This window comes from Microvirga lenta (assembly GCF_020532555.1).
GTDB lineage: Bacteria > Pseudomonadota > Alphaproteobacteria > Rhizobiales > Beijerinckiaceae > Microvirga > Microvirga lenta.
This window is the reverse complement of sequence record NZ_JAJBBR010000002.1, coordinates 189,290-204,811: the sequence shown is the minus strand read 5'-3', so window position 1 is coordinate 204,811 and position 15,522 is coordinate 189,290. Positions and strand designations below refer to the sequence as shown.

General features: G+C 67.9%; 16 protein-coding genes. 4 read left to right on the top strand and 12 right to left on the bottom strand.

What is annotated here, in order from left to right; translation table 11 throughout:
• The first annotated feature begins 30 nt into the window (after positions 1-30).
• Complete coding sequence (locus tag LGR44_RS03955) at positions 31-789, top strand: GNAT family N-acetyltransferase (protein WP_226737479.1); 759 nt, start codon at positions 31-33, stop codon at positions 787-789.
• Here the strand turns inward: LGR44_RS03955 and yddG are convergent.
• The 3 genes from yddG to LGR44_RS03940 all read right to left on the bottom strand — a co-directional run bounded on the left by yddG (position 764) and on the right by LGR44_RS03940 (position 3,750).
• Positions 764-1,636, bottom strand: coding sequence for an aromatic amino acid exporter YddG (yddG, locus tag LGR44_RS03950; RefSeq protein WP_226737477.1), 873 nt, complete (start codon positions 1,634-1,636; stop codon positions 764-766). The genes LGR44_RS03955 and yddG overlap by 26 nt on opposite strands.
• A gap of 66 nt (positions 1,637-1,702) precedes the next feature.
• A complete protein-coding gene (phbB, locus tag LGR44_RS03945; protein WP_226737475.1) occupies positions 1,703-2,428 on the bottom strand; it encodes an acetoacetyl-CoA reductase in 726 nt (241 codons plus the stop codon).
• A gap of 143 nt (positions 2,429-2,571) precedes the next feature.
• Entirely contained in the window at positions 2,572-3,750 is a 1,179-nt protein-coding gene (locus tag LGR44_RS03940) for an acetyl-CoA C-acetyltransferase (RefSeq protein WP_226737473.1), read from the bottom strand.
• Positions 3,751-3,997: 247 nt separating this feature from the next.
• Between LGR44_RS03940 and phaR the strand changes: the two genes are divergently transcribed.
• Positions 3,998-4,573: a polyhydroxyalkanoate synthesis repressor PhaR gene (gene phaR, locus LGR44_RS03935; protein ID WP_226737471.1), complete on the top strand. Its 576-nt coding sequence runs from the start codon at positions 3,998-4,000 to the stop codon at positions 4,571-4,573.
• A gap of 10 nt (positions 4,574-4,583) precedes the next feature.
• Here the strand turns inward: phaR and LGR44_RS03930 are convergent, their stop codons facing one another.
• The 3 genes from LGR44_RS03930 to mtgA form a co-directional block, all read right to left on the bottom strand.
• Complete coding sequence (locus LGR44_RS03930; RefSeq protein WP_226737469.1) at positions 4,584-6,221, bottom strand: EAL domain-containing protein; 1,638 nt, start codon at positions 6,219-6,221, stop codon at positions 4,584-4,586.
• Positions 6,222-6,434: 213 nt separating this feature from the next.
• Positions 6,435-6,620, bottom strand: a complete 186-nt coding sequence (rpmF, locus tag LGR44_RS03925) for a 50S ribosomal protein L32 (protein ID WP_226737467.1) — start codon at positions 6,618-6,620, stop codon at positions 6,435-6,437.
• Between the two features lie 123 nt (positions 6,621-6,743).
• A complete protein-coding gene (mtgA, locus tag LGR44_RS03920) occupies positions 6,744-7,430 on the bottom strand; it encodes a monofunctional biosynthetic peptidoglycan transglycosylase (protein ID WP_226737465.1) in 687 nt (228 codons plus the stop codon).
• A gap of 103 nt (positions 7,431-7,533) precedes the next feature.
• Here mtgA and LGR44_RS03915 point away from each other — a divergent pair, with 103 nt between their 5' ends.
• The gene (locus tag LGR44_RS03915) at positions 7,534-8,460 is read left to right on the top strand and encodes a polyprenyl synthetase family protein (RefSeq protein ID WP_226737463.1); all 927 of its coding nucleotides are present in this window, start codon (positions 7,534-7,536) and stop codon (positions 8,458-8,460) included.
• Positions 8,461-8,466: 6 nt separating this feature from the next.
• Here LGR44_RS03915 and LGR44_RS03910 read toward each other — a convergent pair whose 3' ends face one another.
• From LGR44_RS03910 to LGR44_RS03885, 6 genes are all read right to left on the bottom strand, one after another.
• Entirely contained in the window at positions 8,467-9,033 is a 567-nt protein-coding gene (locus tag LGR44_RS03910) for a GNAT family N-acetyltransferase (protein ID WP_226737461.1), read from the bottom strand.
• A gap of 43 nt (positions 9,034-9,076) precedes the next feature.
• Positions 9,077-11,008: a potassium transporter Kup gene (locus LGR44_RS03905; RefSeq protein WP_226737459.1), complete on the bottom strand. Its 1,932-nt coding sequence runs from the start codon at positions 11,006-11,008 to the stop codon at positions 9,077-9,079.
• A gap of 186 nt (positions 11,009-11,194) precedes the next feature.
• Positions 11,195-12,484, bottom strand: a complete 1,290-nt coding sequence (gene ispG, locus LGR44_RS03900) for a flavodoxin-dependent (E)-4-hydroxy-3-methylbut-2-enyl-diphosphate synthase (protein ID WP_226737457.1) — start codon at positions 12,482-12,484, stop codon at positions 11,195-11,197.
• A gap of 97 nt (positions 12,485-12,581) precedes the next feature.
• Positions 12,582-13,109, bottom strand: a complete 528-nt coding sequence (locus LGR44_RS03895) for a Fur family transcriptional regulator (protein WP_226737455.1) — start codon at positions 13,107-13,109, stop codon at positions 12,582-12,584.
• A gap of 143 nt (positions 13,110-13,252) precedes the next feature.
• Complete coding sequence (locus LGR44_RS03890; RefSeq protein ID WP_226737453.1) at positions 13,253-13,912, bottom strand: class I SAM-dependent methyltransferase; 660 nt, start codon at positions 13,910-13,912, stop codon at positions 13,253-13,255.
• A complete protein-coding gene (locus tag LGR44_RS03885) occupies positions 13,909-15,060 on the bottom strand; it encodes a glycosyltransferase family 4 protein (RefSeq protein ID WP_226737450.1) in 1,152 nt (383 codons plus the stop codon). The genes LGR44_RS03890 and LGR44_RS03885 overlap by 4 nt, the downstream gene beginning before the upstream one ends.
• 132 nt (positions 15,061-15,192) lie before the next feature.
• On the opposite strand from LGR44_RS03885, the gene LGR44_RS03880 reads away from it, so the two are divergent.
• Complete coding sequence (locus LGR44_RS03880; RefSeq protein ID WP_226737448.1) at positions 15,193-15,510, top strand: SemiSWEET family sugar transporter; 318 nt, start codon at positions 15,193-15,195, stop codon at positions 15,508-15,510.
• The last annotated feature ends 12 nt before the right edge of the window (positions 15,511-15,522 follow it).

Here is a 15,522-nt window from a genome sequence, read left to right as displayed (position 1 = left end):
TCACGGATCCGGGAAGCCAGAGAGACGCTCATGAGCGACCACAGCCTCATTCTCGGACTCGAGAGCCGCCTTGTGAATGCATGGCCGTCCTTCGACTACCAGGCCTATGACGGCTGGATCCTGCGGCTCGCGGCCGGCTACACCAAGCGGGCCAATTCCGCGACGCCGTTGCTGCCCGGCGCAAGCCTCGACGAGCCGCTGCTGGTCTACATGGTCGAGCGCTTCATTGCGGCCAATGTGCGCCCGACCTTCCGGCTCAACGGGCTCGAAGGTGCAGGCGTCGATGCGCTGCTCGCCGCGCGCGGGTTCCGGGAAATCGAGCCGACCTGCGTTCTCTCGGCACCCGTCGACGGGGATTGCGAGGTCGATTCCGAGGTCGCCATCGAAGCGAAGGTGTCGAAGCAATGGGTGCGCGAGGCGTCGGAATCCTACGGCGGCGAGAAGGACGACGAGGCCGCCCTCCTGGGCATCGTCTCGCGCATTCGCCAGAAGGCGGCCTTCGCGACCCTGCGTCTCGACGAAAGGCCCGTCGCCTGGGGCCTCGGCGTGGTCGAGCGGGGTTATGTGGGCCTCTACGACATCGTGGTCGCGCCGGACCTGCGCGGCATCGGCCTCGGCCGCCGGGTGGTGCTGAGCCTCATGGCCTGGGGCTGCACGCACGGCGCCCACACGGCCTATCTTCAGGTGCGCGAGGAGAACGAGATCGCCCGCTCGCTCTACGGCGCGCTCGGGTTCCGGCTCGCCTACCGCTACACGCACCGGGTCATGCCGGCGCCCGCTTCCCCGTGAGGGTGGCCACCAGCGCCCCGAGGACGATGAGGCCGCAGGAGGCTGCGAGGGTGAGGGTCGGCTCCGCATAGCCGGCGACGACGAGGAGCAGGGTCGACATCACCGGGGCCGCATAGGAGGCCACGCCGAGCAGGCGGATGTCGCCCCGCTTCATTCCGATGTCCCAGACGTAGAAGGACCCGCCGACGGGGCCGAGGCCCAGCGCCACGAGCGCCAGCCATTGCGTGGTCGTCTCGGGCCAGACGGTCGTCTCGAACAGCAGATGGCAGATGAGGCTGAGCAGCGCCGCCATCAGGCAGAAGCCCGCCACCGCGTCGGTGGGGACCTGGCCGAAGCGGCGGGACAGGACCGAGTACCCTCCCCAGAAGAAGGCGGCGACAATGGCGCAGATGTAGCCGGGAACGTCCTCGGCCCGCACCTCCAGGGAGCCGCGTCCGGCGAAGAGCACGACGACGCCCGCGAATCCGAGCAGCGCTCCGGCGATATGGGCCGGCCGGAGCCGCTCTCCCGGCAGGAGCGCGGAGAACAGGACGATCAGCAGCGGCCAGAGATAGTTGAGCAGGCCCGCCTCCGCGGGCGGCGCCCAGCGCAGGGCGGCGAAATACAGGGCGTGATAGCCGAACAGGCCGCTCAGGCCCAGGGCCCAGACGACCGGCTTCTGCCGCAGGGCCTTGATGCCCTGGGGGCGCACGATCCAGCTCGCCATTCCGACGAGCCCGCCGATCAGGAAGGTCACCGCCACGAGCTGGAACGGAGGGATCCGCCCCGTCGCCACTGTCAGCAGGGCCAGGAGGGACCAGAGAAGGATGGCCGTGAAGCCGATCAGGGTGGCGGTGCGCGTCGTCATGATGCGCCGCCAATAAACGAAAGCTCTCCGTCTGGGGAGAGCTTTCGATGACGATCCGGCGATTCGTCAGGCCATGTACTGGCCGCCGTTCATGCTCAGGGTCGAGCCGGTGATGAAACCGGCCTCGTCGCCGGCCAGGAACACCACGCCGCGGGCGATCTCCTCGGCCTCTCCGAGGCGTCCGACGGGAATCAGCGGCAGGATCTTCGCCTTCAGGACTTCCTCCGGCACCGCGCGCACCATCTCGGTGGCGATGTAGCCGGGCGCGATCACGTTCACGGTGACGCCCTTGTTGGCGTTCTCCAGGGCCAGCGCCTTGGCGAAGCCGATCACGCCCGCCTTGGCGGCGGAGTAGTTGGCCTGCCCCATCTGGCCTTTCTGGCCGTTGATGGAGGAGATGATGATGATGCGGCCGAAATTGCGCTCGCGCATGCCCTCGATCAGGGGGCGCGTGCAGGTGAACATCGAATCGAGGTTCGTGCGGATGACCGCAGACCATTGATCGAAGCTCATCTTGTGGAACATGCCGTCGCGGGTGATGCCGGCGTTGTTCACCAGGATGTCGATGGGGCCGAGATCCTGCTCGATGGACCGGATGCCCGCCTCGCAGGCGGCCGCGTCCGACACGTCGAACTTGTAGACGGGGATTCCGGTGTCGCTCTTGAACTGGTTGGCGGCCTGGTCGTTGCCGCCGTAATTCGCGGCGACCGTGTAGCCTGCGTTCTTGAGGGCTGTCGAAATCGCGGCTCCGATGCCGCGAGTGCCGCCGGTAACCAATGCGACGCGCGCCATATCTGTGTCTCCTTCCCAGGCCGTTGCAATCGAGTCTCTTGTGGACCCGTCAAATGGCAAAGGCGGTCCGGAAACCGGGCCGCCTTGAATCATAGCCTAGGATTCGTTGCTGCGCCTAGACCGGGGCGCGTCGATCGAACGGATTAGCGCTCGAGGCACATGGCGATGCCCATGCCGCCGCCGATGCAGAGGGTCGCGAGGCCCTTGCGGGCGTTGCGGCGGCCCATTTCGTGCAGCAGGGTCACGAGGACGCGGCCGCCCGAGGCGCCGATGGGGTGGCCGATGGCGATGGCGCCGCCGTTGACGTTCACGATGGACGGATCCCAGCCCATGTCCTTGTTGACCGCGAGCGCCTGCGCCGCGAAGGCTTCGTTGGCCTCGACGAGGTCGAGGTCCTGGACCTTCCAGCCGGCCTTCTCCAGCGCCTTGCGCGAGGCCGGGATCGGGCCGGTGCCCATGATGGCGGGATCGACGCCGGCGGTCGCCCAGGAGGCGATGCGGGCGAGCGGGGTCAGGCCGCGGCGCTCGGCCTCGGCTTCCGTCATCAGCACGATGGCGGCGGCGCCGTCGTTGATGCCGGAGGCGTTGCCGGCCGTCACCGTTCCGTCCTTCGAGAAAGCGGGACGCAGCTTGGCGACCGCGTCGATGGTGGTGCCGGCGCGGATGTATTCGTCCTGGTCCACCACGATGTCGCCCTTGCGGGACGAGATCGTCACCGGGGCGATCTCGTCCTTGAAGCGGCCCTCCTTCTGGGCGGCCTCGGCCTTGTTCTGGGAGGCGACCGCGAACTGGTCCTGCTCCTCGCGGGTGAGCTGCCAGCGCTGGGCCACGTTCTCGGCGGTGTTGCCCATGTGGTAGCCGTGGAAGGCGTCCATGAGGCCGTCCTTCAGCATGGTGTCCACGAGCTTGAAGTCGCCCATCTTGGTGCCGGAGCGCATATAGGCGGCGTGGGGCGCCTGGGACATGGATTCCTGCCCGCCCGCCACGATGATGCTGGCGTCGCCGTTGGCGATCTGCTGCATTCCGATGGCGACGGTGCGAAGGCCCGAGCCGCAGAGCTGGTTGAGGCCCCATGCGGTCTTCTCGTGCGGGATGCCGGCGGCCATGGCGGCCTGACGGGCCGGGTTCTGGCCCTGCGCGGCGGTCAGGATCTGCCCGAGGATCACCTCGTCCACCTCGGCCCCGTCCACCTTGGCGCGCGAGAGCGCTTCCTTGATCGCGACGGCTCCCAGGTCGTGGGCGGGCGTGTTGGCGAAGGCGCCGTTGAACGAGCCGACGGGGGTGCGCGCCGCTCCGACGATGACGATGCTGTCTTGGGCCATTCCTGTCTCCTGTGCTGGCGCGCCTGACATTGCGGCCGCCTGTTGATTGTTCGATCAAAGCCCCAGAAAAAGGGAAGTCAAGCGCCCTCTGGTGGGGCATAGTCGAATGGTTGAGGGGGGTTGCGGGTTTGCGCGGGCAGCCATGCAACTAGTATCTAGGCAAAACCGCTGAAGTCCTAGACAATTAGGACAGGGCGGCGCGGGCCGTGCAGGTTTTTCGAGTTCAAAGAGGACCGCATTGGGACACATGGCGACGGAAAAAGAACCGACTGTCATCAAGAAATACGCCAACCGCCGCCTCTACCACACCGGCACATCGACCTATGTCACGCTGGAGGACCTCGCCGGCATGGTGCGCCAGGGCGAGGACTTCGTCGTCTACGATGCGAAATCGGGCGACGACATCACCCGCTCCGTGCTGACGCAGATCATCTTCGAGCAGGAAAACAAGGAGGGGCAGAACCTCCTTCCGGTCACCGTCCTGCGCCAGCTCATCCGCTTCTACGGCGACAGCCTGCAGTCGCTGGTGCCGAGCTACCTGGAATTCTCCATGAACAACCTGTCCCAGGAGCAGCAGAAGCTCCGGGAGCAGATGACCCAGGCCTTCGGCCCCGGAGCCTTCCAGGCCATGGAGGAGCAGGTGCGCAAGAACATGACCTTCTTCTCGGAGGCCATGCGCATGTTCTCGCCCTTCGCCCAGCGACAGGCGGGAGAGGCCGGTTCCAAGACCGAGCCGAAGGGCGAGCCCGCGGGCGAACTCGAAGCCCTGAAGCAGCAGATGGCCGACATGCAGGCCAAGCTCGACAAGCTGGCAGGCAAGTAGATCCCGCCGCTCAGGCCCTCTTGAGGCGCTTGAGGGCCGAATCGGGGAGTGCCGCCGCCTCGGCGGCGCCGAACAGGTCGCCCTGCATGTAATCCACGCCCCAGGCCGCGAGCAGGCGCGCGGACGCCTCGTCGTCCACCCATTCGGCCGCGACCGCGATGCCGAGGTGATGGGCCATGTCGATCAGGGTCCGCATGAACAGCCGGTCGTCCGTGGAGCGCTTGAGCGTCTGGACGAAGACGCCGTCGACCGTCGCGAGGTCGATGGGCAGCGCCCGCAGGGAGGCGAGCGAGGCGTAACCGGTGCCGAAGCCGCTCAGGCCGATACCGAGGCCGAGCGCCTTCATGGCGTTGAGCGGCCCGACGACCTCGCCGGCATCCGCCAGGATCGTCTCCGGCAGGGCGACGATGAGGCGGGAGGCGGTGCCCGGCCGCGCGCCCAGATGGGCCGCCAGCATCGGCAGCCATTCCCGATCCTGCAGGGTTTCCTGGGCAACGGGCAGCACGAGGCGGGCCTCCGGATGACGGGCCAGGTGGTCCGCCGCCAGTTCCAGCATCCGCCCGTCGATCAGCAGGGCCGGATTGACCGTCTCCGCGGCCGGAACCGGGCCGAGGGCCGAGATTCCACCGTTCTCGCCCCGCATCGCGGCGCGGGCCTGGACCAGGGCCGGCTGGCGCGAGGGCGCCTCCACCACCGGCTGGAGGGCGAGGACGAGGCGACGCTCGTTCAGGGCCGCGAGGAGATCGCAGACGGATTGGTCGGAGGCTTTGGACTTCGTCGCATGCCGGGTCTTGTGCAGCACGGCCGGCTCCGACCGGCTCAGGGCCGCTTCCAGCGCCATCTCCGCGAAGCGCAGCAGCTTCACCGCTTCGTAGGTGTGATCCGGCGAGCAGGCGGCGCCGAGATGCAGAATTGCGTAGGGCAGGGCGGCCTGGACGAGAGCCGAGGCGCGCCGCATGGCGCTCATGGCCTCCGTCGCCGGACAGCAGGTGAGGGTGATGGCGAAGCGCGTGGGGGAGAGGATGTCCACATGATCGCCCCGGCGCAGCAGCGGCCGGAGGGAGCGCGCGACCTGTTCCATGGCGACGGACTCGTCGTCGTCGCAGGCGCCGACCATGAGGGTGCAGGTATGGGAGAGCTGCGCCGCCTCGTCGATGTTGTCCTGGATGTGGCGCAGGAGGAGCGACCGGGCCTTGATGGAGGCCGGCAGAAGGTCCTGGGCGCTGGCCGCCGGATCGATCCGCAGCATTCCCCGCAGGACGCAGGGGCGGCCATCGGCGTCGAGCTGCCAGCGGCCCGCATCCTGCACCATCAGCACCCGGTTGGGCGCGAAGCGCAGGGCATAGCGGCTGTCGAAGGACGGCTCGGAGCCGTCCTGCGCGGCGAGGTCGCGGTGGTCGGGGCCGCTTCCGGGCTCCACCAGCTTGGAAAAGGCGTATCCGGTCCGGGGGAGGGCGCCGGGGGGCAGGCCCAGCACCTCCGGCGCATTCGGGCCCCAGGTCATCGCGTCCGAGGCCACGTCCCAGGAATAGACGACCCCTTTCAGGGCCGCCAGCGCGGCCTGCGGCCCGGTGGGCGCCGGGCGCCTGCGCGAGGTGCGGGATACGCCGTTGAAGAGTCCCGCCCGGCCCTGCCGTTTCGTCGCCATGAACGCATACCCTCGACAATGACATGCTGCGGGGCTGAGGCGGCGGCGGGTGCGCGGCCCGGATCGTGCCCCGGAAAATCCAAGGGAGCAGGATCGGACCTCAGGCTTAAGGGACGGTAAAAAACCGCTCGAAAGACAAGCTTGGCCGGTGGATTTCGGGCACAAAAAAACCGGCGCCGAAGCACCGGTTCTTATTGTCGCATGTCGCGCTGCTTACGCTTCGGTCTTCACCTTCAGCACCTGACGGCCGCGATACACGCCGGACTTCAGGTCGATATGGTGAGGACGGCGCAGCTCGCCGGAATCCTTGTCCTCGATGTAGGTCGGGGCCTTCAAGGCATCGGCGGAGCGACGCATGCCGCGCCGCGAAGGCGACGTTTTTCTCTTTGGAACGGCCATTTCTCGTCTCCGGGTCAAAAGCGGAGCGCCCGCTCGAGCCGGGGAACGCTCACATCTCAATCTGATGAGGTTGCGCCTCATACAAGGTCTTGGAGGAAATATCTAGTCCCCCAAGCCCAAGAGCTAACTTTTCAGGCAATCCGTATAGGGCGCCTGACGCGACATGCGCGCCGCGAGCCGTCCTGCCAAGGCCCGGTGGCGACTGCTGGGGCGGCCGGGATTGCGCACGATCGGGTTCGGCAGGGCGGTGGCGAGCAGGGCGGCCTCGCGCTGGGTGAGGTTCTTGGCGGGCTTGCGGAAATAGTGCCGCGCCGCCGCCTCGGCCCCGAAGATGCCCTCGCCCCATTCGGCGATGTTGAGATAGTTCTCCATCATGCGCCGCTTCGACCAGATCAGGTCGAGATAGAGCGCCACCGGAACCTCCATCCCCTTGCGGATGTAGGAGCGGCTCGGCCAAAGGAAGAGGTTCTTGGCCGTCTGCATGGGAATCGTCGAGGCCCCCCGGGAGGGGCCGTCCTCGTCGGCCGCCTCCACGACTTCCCGCAGCTCGACCCAATCCACGCCGTTATGCCCGCAGAAGCGGCTGTCCTCGGAGGTCATGACGGCGAGCGGCAGGTGGGGCGAGATCTCCTCCAGCCCGACATAGTCGCGCTCGACCGGCTGCAGGGTCATCCAGCGGCCCAGCATCAGGGTGGAGACCGGCGGCACGGCCCAGTACAAAAGCCCTAGCCAAAAGACCGCACCCACCCATAAGAGTATCAACCCCAGGCCGATCTGGACGAGGCGGCGCAGAAAACGGGTCACCGTCATCGGAGACCTCTTTCGATCCGCCTGCAGCGTCCATTCCGGCCCGGATTGTCCCTCAGCGATTTTCCCGGACGGGGCTGCCGCACCATCCGAATCCAGGCTCATCATGACGCCATCCACCAGCACTTTCACGGCGCGGCTCGCGCAGGCCGCAGGGGTTGTCGAAGCAGGTCTCGAAGCCTTGCTATCAGACAAAGCCCGCCACGGCGAGATTGCCCGGCCTCCTCGGCTGATGGCCGCCATGCGACATGCGGCCTTAGGCGGCGGCAAGCGCCTGCGTCCGTTTCTCACCCTCGAGGCTGCGCGCCTGCTGGGCCACGATGGCGAGGGGGCCGTCAGGGCCGGCTGCGCCGTCGAGCTCCTGCACTGCTATTCCCTGGTGCACGATGACCTGCCTTCCATGGACGACGACGACCTGCGCCGGGGGCGCCCGACCGTGCACCGGGCCTTCGACGAGGCGACCGCGATCCTGGCGGGCGATGCCCTCCAGACCCTGGCCTTCGAGGTGCTGGCCGATCCCGCGACCGATCCGGATGCGGGCATCCGCTCCGATCTCGTGCTGGGTCTCGCCCGCGCCGCGGGCCTCGGCGGTATGGTGGGCGGCCAGCTCCTCGACCTGTCGGCGGAGGGCCGCTACGGACCGGCGGACCTGTCCGAGGCCGACGTGCGGCTCCTCCAGATGATGAAGACCGGGGCCATCCTGGCCTTTTCCGTCGAGGCGGGCGCCATTCTCGGCCGTGCGGATGCGCCGGCCCGCGCCGGGCTCATGGAGTACGGGCGGGCCCTGGGCGCGGCCTTCCAGGTGGCCGACGACATCCTCGACCGGGAATCCTCCGCCGAGGCCCTGGGCAAACGCACGGGCAAGGACCTGGAAAAGGGCAAGGCCACCCTGGTGGACCTGCTCGGCATGGACGGCGCCCGGCGCGAGTGCCGCCGGCTCGTCGAGAAGGCGCAGGGCGCCCTCGACGGCTTCGGCCCGCAAGGAGAGGTCCTGCGCGACGCGGTGCGCTTCGTGGTCGAGCGGCAGGTCTGAGGTCCCTCAGAGCTCGGGGGTGGGAACCCAAAAACCGAGCTTCCAGTGCCCCGGGCGCCGGTCGTGGGGCGTCATTCCCGCGGGCGTTCCGCCGTTGGCGAGAATGACCTTCCTGGACCCCTCGTTGTCGTCGTCGCAGGTGATCAGCACGCGAGAAAAGCCCTCGGCGCGGGCGAGCGGCAGGATCCGGCGCAGCGCCTCGGTGGCGTAGCCGCGCCGCTGCTTCCAGGGAACGATGGTATAGCCGATATGGCCATAGGCGGTGCGCGGCAGGTCCTCCGTCCCGCGCTGGAAGCGAAAGCCGATCCGGCCGCAGAAATCGCCGTCGCTGATCCAGAAATCGTGCGCCGGCAGGCGGGGAACGTCCCGCCCGTCCGGCAGCCTCACCGTCGGGCTGTTGTAGAGATTGTGGAGAAAGCGCACCGGATCGCGCCGGAGCTGCCTCAGCTGTTCGCGGCTGACGTCCTGGTCGGTGTTGGGCGACCAGCCGCGGGCGAGGGCGTCCTCGTAGGCGGACAGCCACTCCAGGCTGGGGCGGACGAGAGTGATGGAGGGCAGCGTCAGATCGGTCATGGCGGCCGCCAGAGTGGCACCGGACCGCCCGGACCACAACGCCTTAGACGGTCACCTGCGTTCCGACCTCGACCACGCGCCCGGTGGGGATCTGGAAGAAGTCCGTGGCGTCGCTCGCCGATTTGGCCAGGCTGATGAACAGCTTGTCCTGCCAGAGCGGCATGCCCGAATGGGTGGCGGGGCGGATCGAGCGGCGCGAGAGGAAGAACGACGTCGCCATGATGTCGAACTTGAAGCCCTGCTTGCGCAGGATGGCGAGGCCGCGCGGGATGTTGGGCGTCTCCATGTAGCCGTAGTTCAACTGGATGCGCCAGAACGAGTCGCCCACGTCCTCGATGCTCACGCGGTCCTCGTCCTCTACCCGGGGCACGTCCTCGCTCTTCACGGTCAGGATGACGTTCTTCTCGTGCAGCACCTTGTTGTGCTTGAGGTTGTGCAGCAGGGCCGCCGGGGCCGTATCGGGATCGCTCGTCAGGAAGACGGCGGTGCCCTTCACCCGGTGCGGCGGGCTCTTCTCCAGCATCTTCACCAGTTCGAGGAAGGGCACGTCGATCTTGCGGGTCTTCTCGAACAGGATTCCGGTGCCCTTCACCCAAGTCCACATCACCGTGATGAGGACGGAGGCGAGGATGATCGGCACGTAGCCGCCCGTGAAGACCTTCAGCAGGTTGGCGCCGAAGAAGGCCAGATCGATGAACAGGAAGGGCAGCATCACCACGAGCGTCAGGCCGAGCGTCCAGCGCCAGCCCTTCCAGATCACGATGATTGCCAGGATCGCGTCCACCGACATGGCGCCGAAGACGGACACGCCGTAGGCATGGGACAGGTTGCTCGACGAACCGAAGATCAGGACGAGGACGATCACGCCGAACAGCAGGAACGTGTTCACCTTGGGCAGGTAGATCTGGCCCTGGTGCGTCTCCGAGGTGAAGCGGATCTCGAGCCGGGGCAGAAGGCCGAGCTGCACGGCCTGCCGCGTCAGGGAGAAGGCGCCGGTGATGACGGCCTGGCTGGCGATGATGGTGGCGAGCGTCGCCAGGATGATCATCGGAACGAGGGCCCAGTCCGGCACGAGGCGGAACAGGGGCGATTCGGCCGTCTCGGGATGGGACAGGACCATGGCGCCCTGGCCGAAATAATTGATCACGAGGGCCGGGAAGACGATGTAGAGCCAGGCGCTGCGAATCGGCTTGGCGCCGAAATGGCCGAGATCCGCATAAAGGGCTTCGGCGCCGGTCACCGCCAGACAGACGGCTCCGAGCACCGCCAGCGAAACGCTGGGATGATAGTAGAAGAACTGGATGCCGTGCAGCGGATTGATCGCCGTCAGCACCGTCGGATCGTCCGCGATGTGCAGGCCCCCGGCCAGGGCCAGGGCGGCGAACCAGACCAGCATGATCGGCCCGAAGAAGGCCGCGACCCGCCCCGTTCCCCGGCTCTGGACGAGGAAGAGCGCGGTCAGGATCGCCAGGGTGACGGGCACCACGTAGGATTCCAGGGTCGGGGCGACGAGCTTCAGCCCTTCGACCGCCGAGAGGACCGAGATGGCGGGCGTGAGAACCGCGTCGCCGTAGAAGAGCCCGGCGCCGACGATGCCGAGCATCAGGACGATGCCGCGCCTCTGCCGGGTGGCCCGCTGGGCCAGGGCCACCAGGGTGAGCGTTCCGCCCTCGCCGCGGTTGTCGGCGCGCAGGAGGATGAACACGTATTTCGCGGTCACCACCAGGACGAGGGACCACAGGATCAGGGACAGGACGCCCAGGATGATGTCGCGCGTCACGGGCCCGCCGGCGGCGGCGGCGGCGACCGATTCCTTGAAGGCGTAGAGCGGGCTCGTGCCGATGTCCCCGAAGACCACGCCGATGGCTCCGAGCACAAGCGTCCAGAAGCCTGCATGAGCATGGTTTTCGGGGAGAGTGGCCTCCGGCGCGACGGAATCGGCGTGCCCGGGGGCGACAGCGTGTTGATCTGCCATATGATCTACTTTGCGGATGGATCCGCAGACGGCCCTTGTTCAACTGCGTTACGAAACGACGAAGGGAGCCCTTCCTCGCTGGACGCGGCGGCCGTCCGTGCCGGCGCGGCGGCTCTTTAGCACATTGCGCCCGGCCGTAAAACGGAATTCGAGACGGAGTCCCTTTGGGAATAAAGGCTTTGCCAGCTATTCCGCAGCGTCCCGCCCCGCCTGGCCGTAGTTTTTCTCGATATAGTCGAGCACCAGTTTCTGGAAGTCCTGGGCCAGCGTCGGGCCACGCAGGGTCAGGGCCTTCCGGCCGTCGATGAAGACCGGGGCGGCCGGCTGCTCGCCTGTCCCCGGCAGAGAGATGCCGATATTGGCGTGCTTGGACTCGCCGGGGCCGTTCACGATGCAGCCCATGACCGCCACGTTCAGGTTCTCCACGCCCGGATATTGCCGGCGCCATTCCGGCATCGACGTGGAAATCCACGACTGGATGTCCTGCGCCAGCTCCTGGAACACCGACGAGGTGGTGCGTCCGCAGCCCGGGCAGGCGGCCACCAGCGGCACGAAGGTGCGAAAGCCCATGGTCTGGAGCAGTTCCTGGGCCGCCTTGACCTCGAGGGTCCGGTCGCCGCCGGGTTCCGGCGTCAGGGAGAAGCGGATCGTGTCGCCGATGCCCTGCTGGAGCAGGATGCCGATGGCGGCCGAGGAGGCGACGATGCCCTTCGAGCCCATGCCGGCCTCGGTCAGGCCCAGATGAATGGCATAATCGGAGCGGCGGGCCAGTTCCTGGTACACGGCGATCAGGTCCTGAACGGCCGAGACCTTGGCCGACAGGATGATCCGGTCGCGCCCGAGGCCGATCTCCTCGGCGCGGGCCGCCGAGAGGAGGGCGGACTGGATCATGGCCTCGCGGGTGACCCAGCGCATGTCGCGCGGGTTGGCCGAGGCCGCGTTCTCGTTCATCAGGTGGGTCAGGAGCTCCTGGTCGAGGGAGCCCCAGTTGGCGCCGATGCGCACGGCCTTGCCGTGCTTGATCGCCTGCTCGACGATCGCGCCGAACTGCCGGTCCTTCTTCTCCTTGAAGCCCACATTGCCCGGGTTGATCCGGTACTTGTCGAGGGCTTCGGCGCAGGCCGGATGGTCGGCAAGGAGCTGATGGCCGATGTAGTGGAAGTCGCCGACGAGCGGAACGGTGACGCCGAGCCGGTCGAGCCGCTCCCGGATCCTCGGCACGGCCGCCGCGGCCTCGTCGCGGTCCACGGTGATGCGGACGATCTCCGAGCCGGTGCGGGCGAGCGCCGCCACCTGGGCGACGGTCGCGTCCACGTCCGCCGTGTCGGTGTTGGTCATGGACTGGACGACCACCGGAGCGCCTCCGCCGACCGTGACGGAGCCGACCCGCACGCCGACCGTGCGATGGCGCGGGGCGGGGCCCGCCAGGACCTCGGCGGAGGTCCGGATCTCGGGAGACAGGGTGCTGGAAGTCATATGCTGATCCACGGCTGCAGCGGCCCGCTGCCGTGGATTAGCTGATGCCAAAACCCTCGTTCGTCAAGCGCGGCCTCTTGGCCCGCCGACGGATCGCTCAGTGGCGCCCGTGGCCATGGCCCTGGCAGCGGCTGCAATGGCCGGCGACCTCCAGGACCTTCGCCCGCGGCTCGAAATCGGCCCGGGACAGGAGATCGGAGAGGGCGCCCGCGAAGGCGGCCGAGGAAGCCGGCTCGACCGTGCCGCAGCCGTCGCAGATCAGATACGCCGTCGCCTCCTGGCTGCCGTCGTCGTGGAGGGTGCTGATATAGGCGTTCCGGCTCGCCAGACGGTGCGCCAGTCCCTGTTCGATCAGGAAGTCCAGGGCGCGATAGACCGTGATCGGCGCCATGCGCCGGGCGTTCGAGGCCAGGAGGTCCGCCAGTTCATAGGCGCCCAGCGGCTTCTGGCTGGAGTAGAGCGCCTCCAGGACGGTCCGGCGGATCGTCGTCAGGCGGACGCCATGGGCCCGGCAGATCGTTTCCGCCCGGGCAAGGGCCTGCGCCGTTTCCTTGGACGGCGCCATGGCCTGAGCCCGGGTGCCGGTATGATGCTCGTAGTTCTTATATGATACAGTATGGGGCATGGTGATCACTCATCATGGACGGTTGGGGGCAGAATTCGAATAACCCTGAAGAATGCACCGTATTTATATAGGTTATATCACTACGTTTTCATAGGGGGTGGGGGCGAATAAAATATCTTTTCACCGGCCGGAGCCCCAAAGAATCACGCTTCGCCGGGCGTTCTGAAGCGCCAGACGCTCGACTTCTTGATCTCGGAATCCTCGAGGGTCCGGGTCACGGGCACCTCGTAGAGGGCAAGCCTCTGCAGGCGCTCCAGGGGCAGATAGCTGCGGCCCGGATCGCCGATGAGAACCGTCGCGCCGCGCCCGTTCAGGGCGAAGAGCCAGTCGGTCACCCGCTGCGCCAGGTCCCGCTCGTAGCAGATGTCGCCGGCGAGCACCGTGTCCCAGCCCTGGTCCTGCCCCACGAGATCGGCCTGGACGGGCTCGATCCCGACCCCGTTGGCCTCTGCATTGAGCCCCATGGCCGCGATGGCGAAGGGGTCGATGTCGCAGGCCGTCACCTGGGCCGCGCCCGCCTTCATGGCCGCGATGGCCACCAGGCCCGATCCGGACGCGAAGTCCAGCACCCGCCGTCCCCGCACGGTTTCCGGATTGTCGAGGATGTAGCGGGCGAGCGCCTGTCCGCCCGCCCAGGCGAAGGCCCAGAAGGGCGGCGGCAGGCCGATCCGTCCGAGCTCCTCCTCCGTTTTCTGCCAGAGCTCGGTGGCCTCGTCGGCCACGTGCAGGACGAGTTCCGGCGCGTGCGGCACGGGCCGCAGGCGGGTTTCGGCACGGATGAAGGCGACCGGATCCGCGATCATGAGGTCAGGGCCGACACGTAGAGCCGTTTGACGGCCTCCATCACGTCCCGCTCCGTAAAGCCGTCGAGCACGCGGGCGCGGGCGGCTTCGCCCAGGCGGGCCACCCGTTCGGGATCGCCGGCGAGGTCGGTCAGGGCATCGGCCAGATCGGCCGCATTCCCGGCGGGAACGAGCATTCCCTCCACCCCGTGGCGGACGAGGGTACGGCAGCCCGGCACGTCGGTGGTCAGGATGGCGCGGCCGCAGGAGGCGGCCTCCAGGAGGGTGCGCGGCAGGCCCTCGCCGCCGCGCGAGGGCAGGCAGGCCACGTGGTGGCCGCGCCAGACGGCGGCCACGTCCCGGGTCGCCCCGTGCCAGGAGATTCCGGGCTCGGCCGCCCATTCCTTCAGGGTCTTTTCCGGAATGGCCTTGGGATTGGAGGGATCGGGGGCGCCGTAGAGGGACAGCTCGACGGCTGCGCCCCGCGCCCGGGCCTGCCGCACCGCCTCGACCGCGAGATCGACGCCTTTAGACCAGAGCATCCGGGCGACGACGGCGACCCTGAGGGGCGGCTGCGGGGGCAGGGGAGCGGGCTTCAAGGCTTCCGGATCGATGCCGGCTCCGCCCACGATGGTGACGTTCGGCCCCGCCGGGTCGAGGCCGATCAGCCTGGGATCGTCCGTGTTCTCGAACAGATAGCGGGTCCCCCGCGTCTCCAGGCCGCGCACCAGCAGGCGGATGGCGCGCTGGGCGAGACGGCCGACGGTGTCCGTGCGCGCGCCGATGAAGCCGAGGCCGGTCAGGGCGTAGACCCGGCGCCCCACCCCGGCCATGCCGGCCGCGAAGCCGCCGGTCAGGATGCCCCGCAGCGCGATGCAATGGACGAGGTCCGCCTTCTCGGCCTTGAGGATCGAGGCGAGCTGGCCGGCGGCATAGCCCGCCGTCATGGGGTTGAGGCTCCGGCGCTCCGCCTGCAGGGGAACCACCTTCGCGCCCGTCGCCTCGATGGCTTCCCGGTGGGCGCGCACGCGGGTGACCACGGTGACCGCGAGGCCGAGTTCCCGCGCCGCACGGGCCATGGGCAGGAAATGCGAGGCGAAGAACCAGTCTTCGGTGACGACGAAGACGAGCTTGCGGCCTTGAACATCGGGAGGAAGCGAAGAGGGCACGGGCAATCCAGAATGAGGGTCCCGGTTCTTCTAGAGCATTTTGCCCGGAAGGGGAGACGGTTTGACGCTCGATGCGCCGGAACCCTCCCGCTCCATGGTCCGTTGCCGTGAGCCGCGAGAACGGAGACGCGCATGAACGAATGGTTGCCGACGATCCTGGGCACGACAGCGGGTCTCCTGTCGACGTCGAGCTTCGCGCCCCAGGTTCTCAAGGCGTGGCGGGAGCGGGACACGGCGGCGATCTCCAAGCGCATGTACATCGTGACCGTCACGGCCTTCGTCCTGTGGACGATCTACGGATTCCTGCTCGGAAGCCTGCCGCTCATCGTCTTCAACCTCCTGAGCCTCGGCATGAGCGCCACGATCCTCGTCCTGAAGATCCGCAACGACCGGCAGGGCGCCAGGGCTGCGGCAACGCAGAGGGAACCGGGGATGGCGCGGTCCGGTTGACCCTTCCCCTGC

Bases quoted from the DNA above. Each gene is read 5' to 3' on its own strand.
- yddG (WP_226737477.1), bottom strand. From the start codon at position 1,636: ATGACGACGCGCACCGCCACCCTGATCGGCTTCACGGCCATCCTTCTC.
- LGR44_RS03880 (WP_226737448.1), top strand. From the start codon at position 15,193: ATGAACGAATGGTTGCCGACGATCCTGGGCACGACAGCGGGTCTCCTG.
- LGR44_RS03930 (WP_226737469.1), bottom strand. From the start codon at position 6,221: ATGGCGACGAAACGGCAGGGCCGGGCGGGACTCTTCAACGGCGTATCC.
- LGR44_RS03910 (WP_226737461.1), bottom strand. From the start codon at position 9,033: ATGACCGATCTGACGCTGCCCTCCATCACTCTCGTCCGCCCCAGCCTG.
- mtgA (WP_226737465.1), bottom strand. From the start codon at position 7,430: ATGACGGTGACCCGTTTTCTGCGCCGCCTCGTCCAGATCGGCCTGGGG.
- ispG (WP_226737457.1), bottom strand. From the start codon at position 12,484: ATGACTTCCAGCACCCTGTCTCCCGAGATCCGGACCTCCGCCGAGGTC.
- LGR44_RS03905 (WP_226737459.1), bottom strand. From the start codon at position 11,008: ATGGCAGATCAACACGCTGTCGCCCCCGGGCACGCCGATTCCGTCGCG.
- phaR (WP_226737471.1), top strand. From the start codon at position 3,998: ATGGCGACGGAAAAAGAACCGACTGTCATCAAGAAATACGCCAACCGC.
- phbB (WP_226737475.1), bottom strand. From the start codon at position 2,428: ATGGCGCGCGTCGCATTGGTTACCGGCGGCACTCGCGGCATCGGAGCC.
- rpmF (WP_226737467.1), bottom strand. From the start codon at position 6,620: ATGGCCGTTCCAAAGAGAAAAACGTCGCCTTCGCGGCGCGGCATGCGT.
- LGR44_RS03895 (WP_226737455.1), bottom strand. From the start codon at position 13,109: ATGCCCCATACTGTATCATATAAGAACTACGAGCATCATACCGGCACC.
- LGR44_RS03915 (WP_226737463.1), top strand. From the start codon at position 7,534: ATGACGCCATCCACCAGCACTTTCACGGCGCGGCTCGCGCAGGCCGCA.
- LGR44_RS03955 (WP_226737479.1), top strand. From the start codon at position 31: ATGAGCGACCACAGCCTCATTCTCGGACTCGAGAGCCGCCTTGTGAAT.
- LGR44_RS03940 (WP_226737473.1), bottom strand. From the start codon at position 3,750: ATGGCCCAAGACAGCATCGTCATCGTCGGAGCGGCGCGCACCCCCGTC.
- LGR44_RS03890 (WP_226737453.1), bottom strand. From the start codon at position 13,912: ATGATCGCGGATCCGGTCGCCTTCATCCGTGCCGAAACCCGCCTGCGG.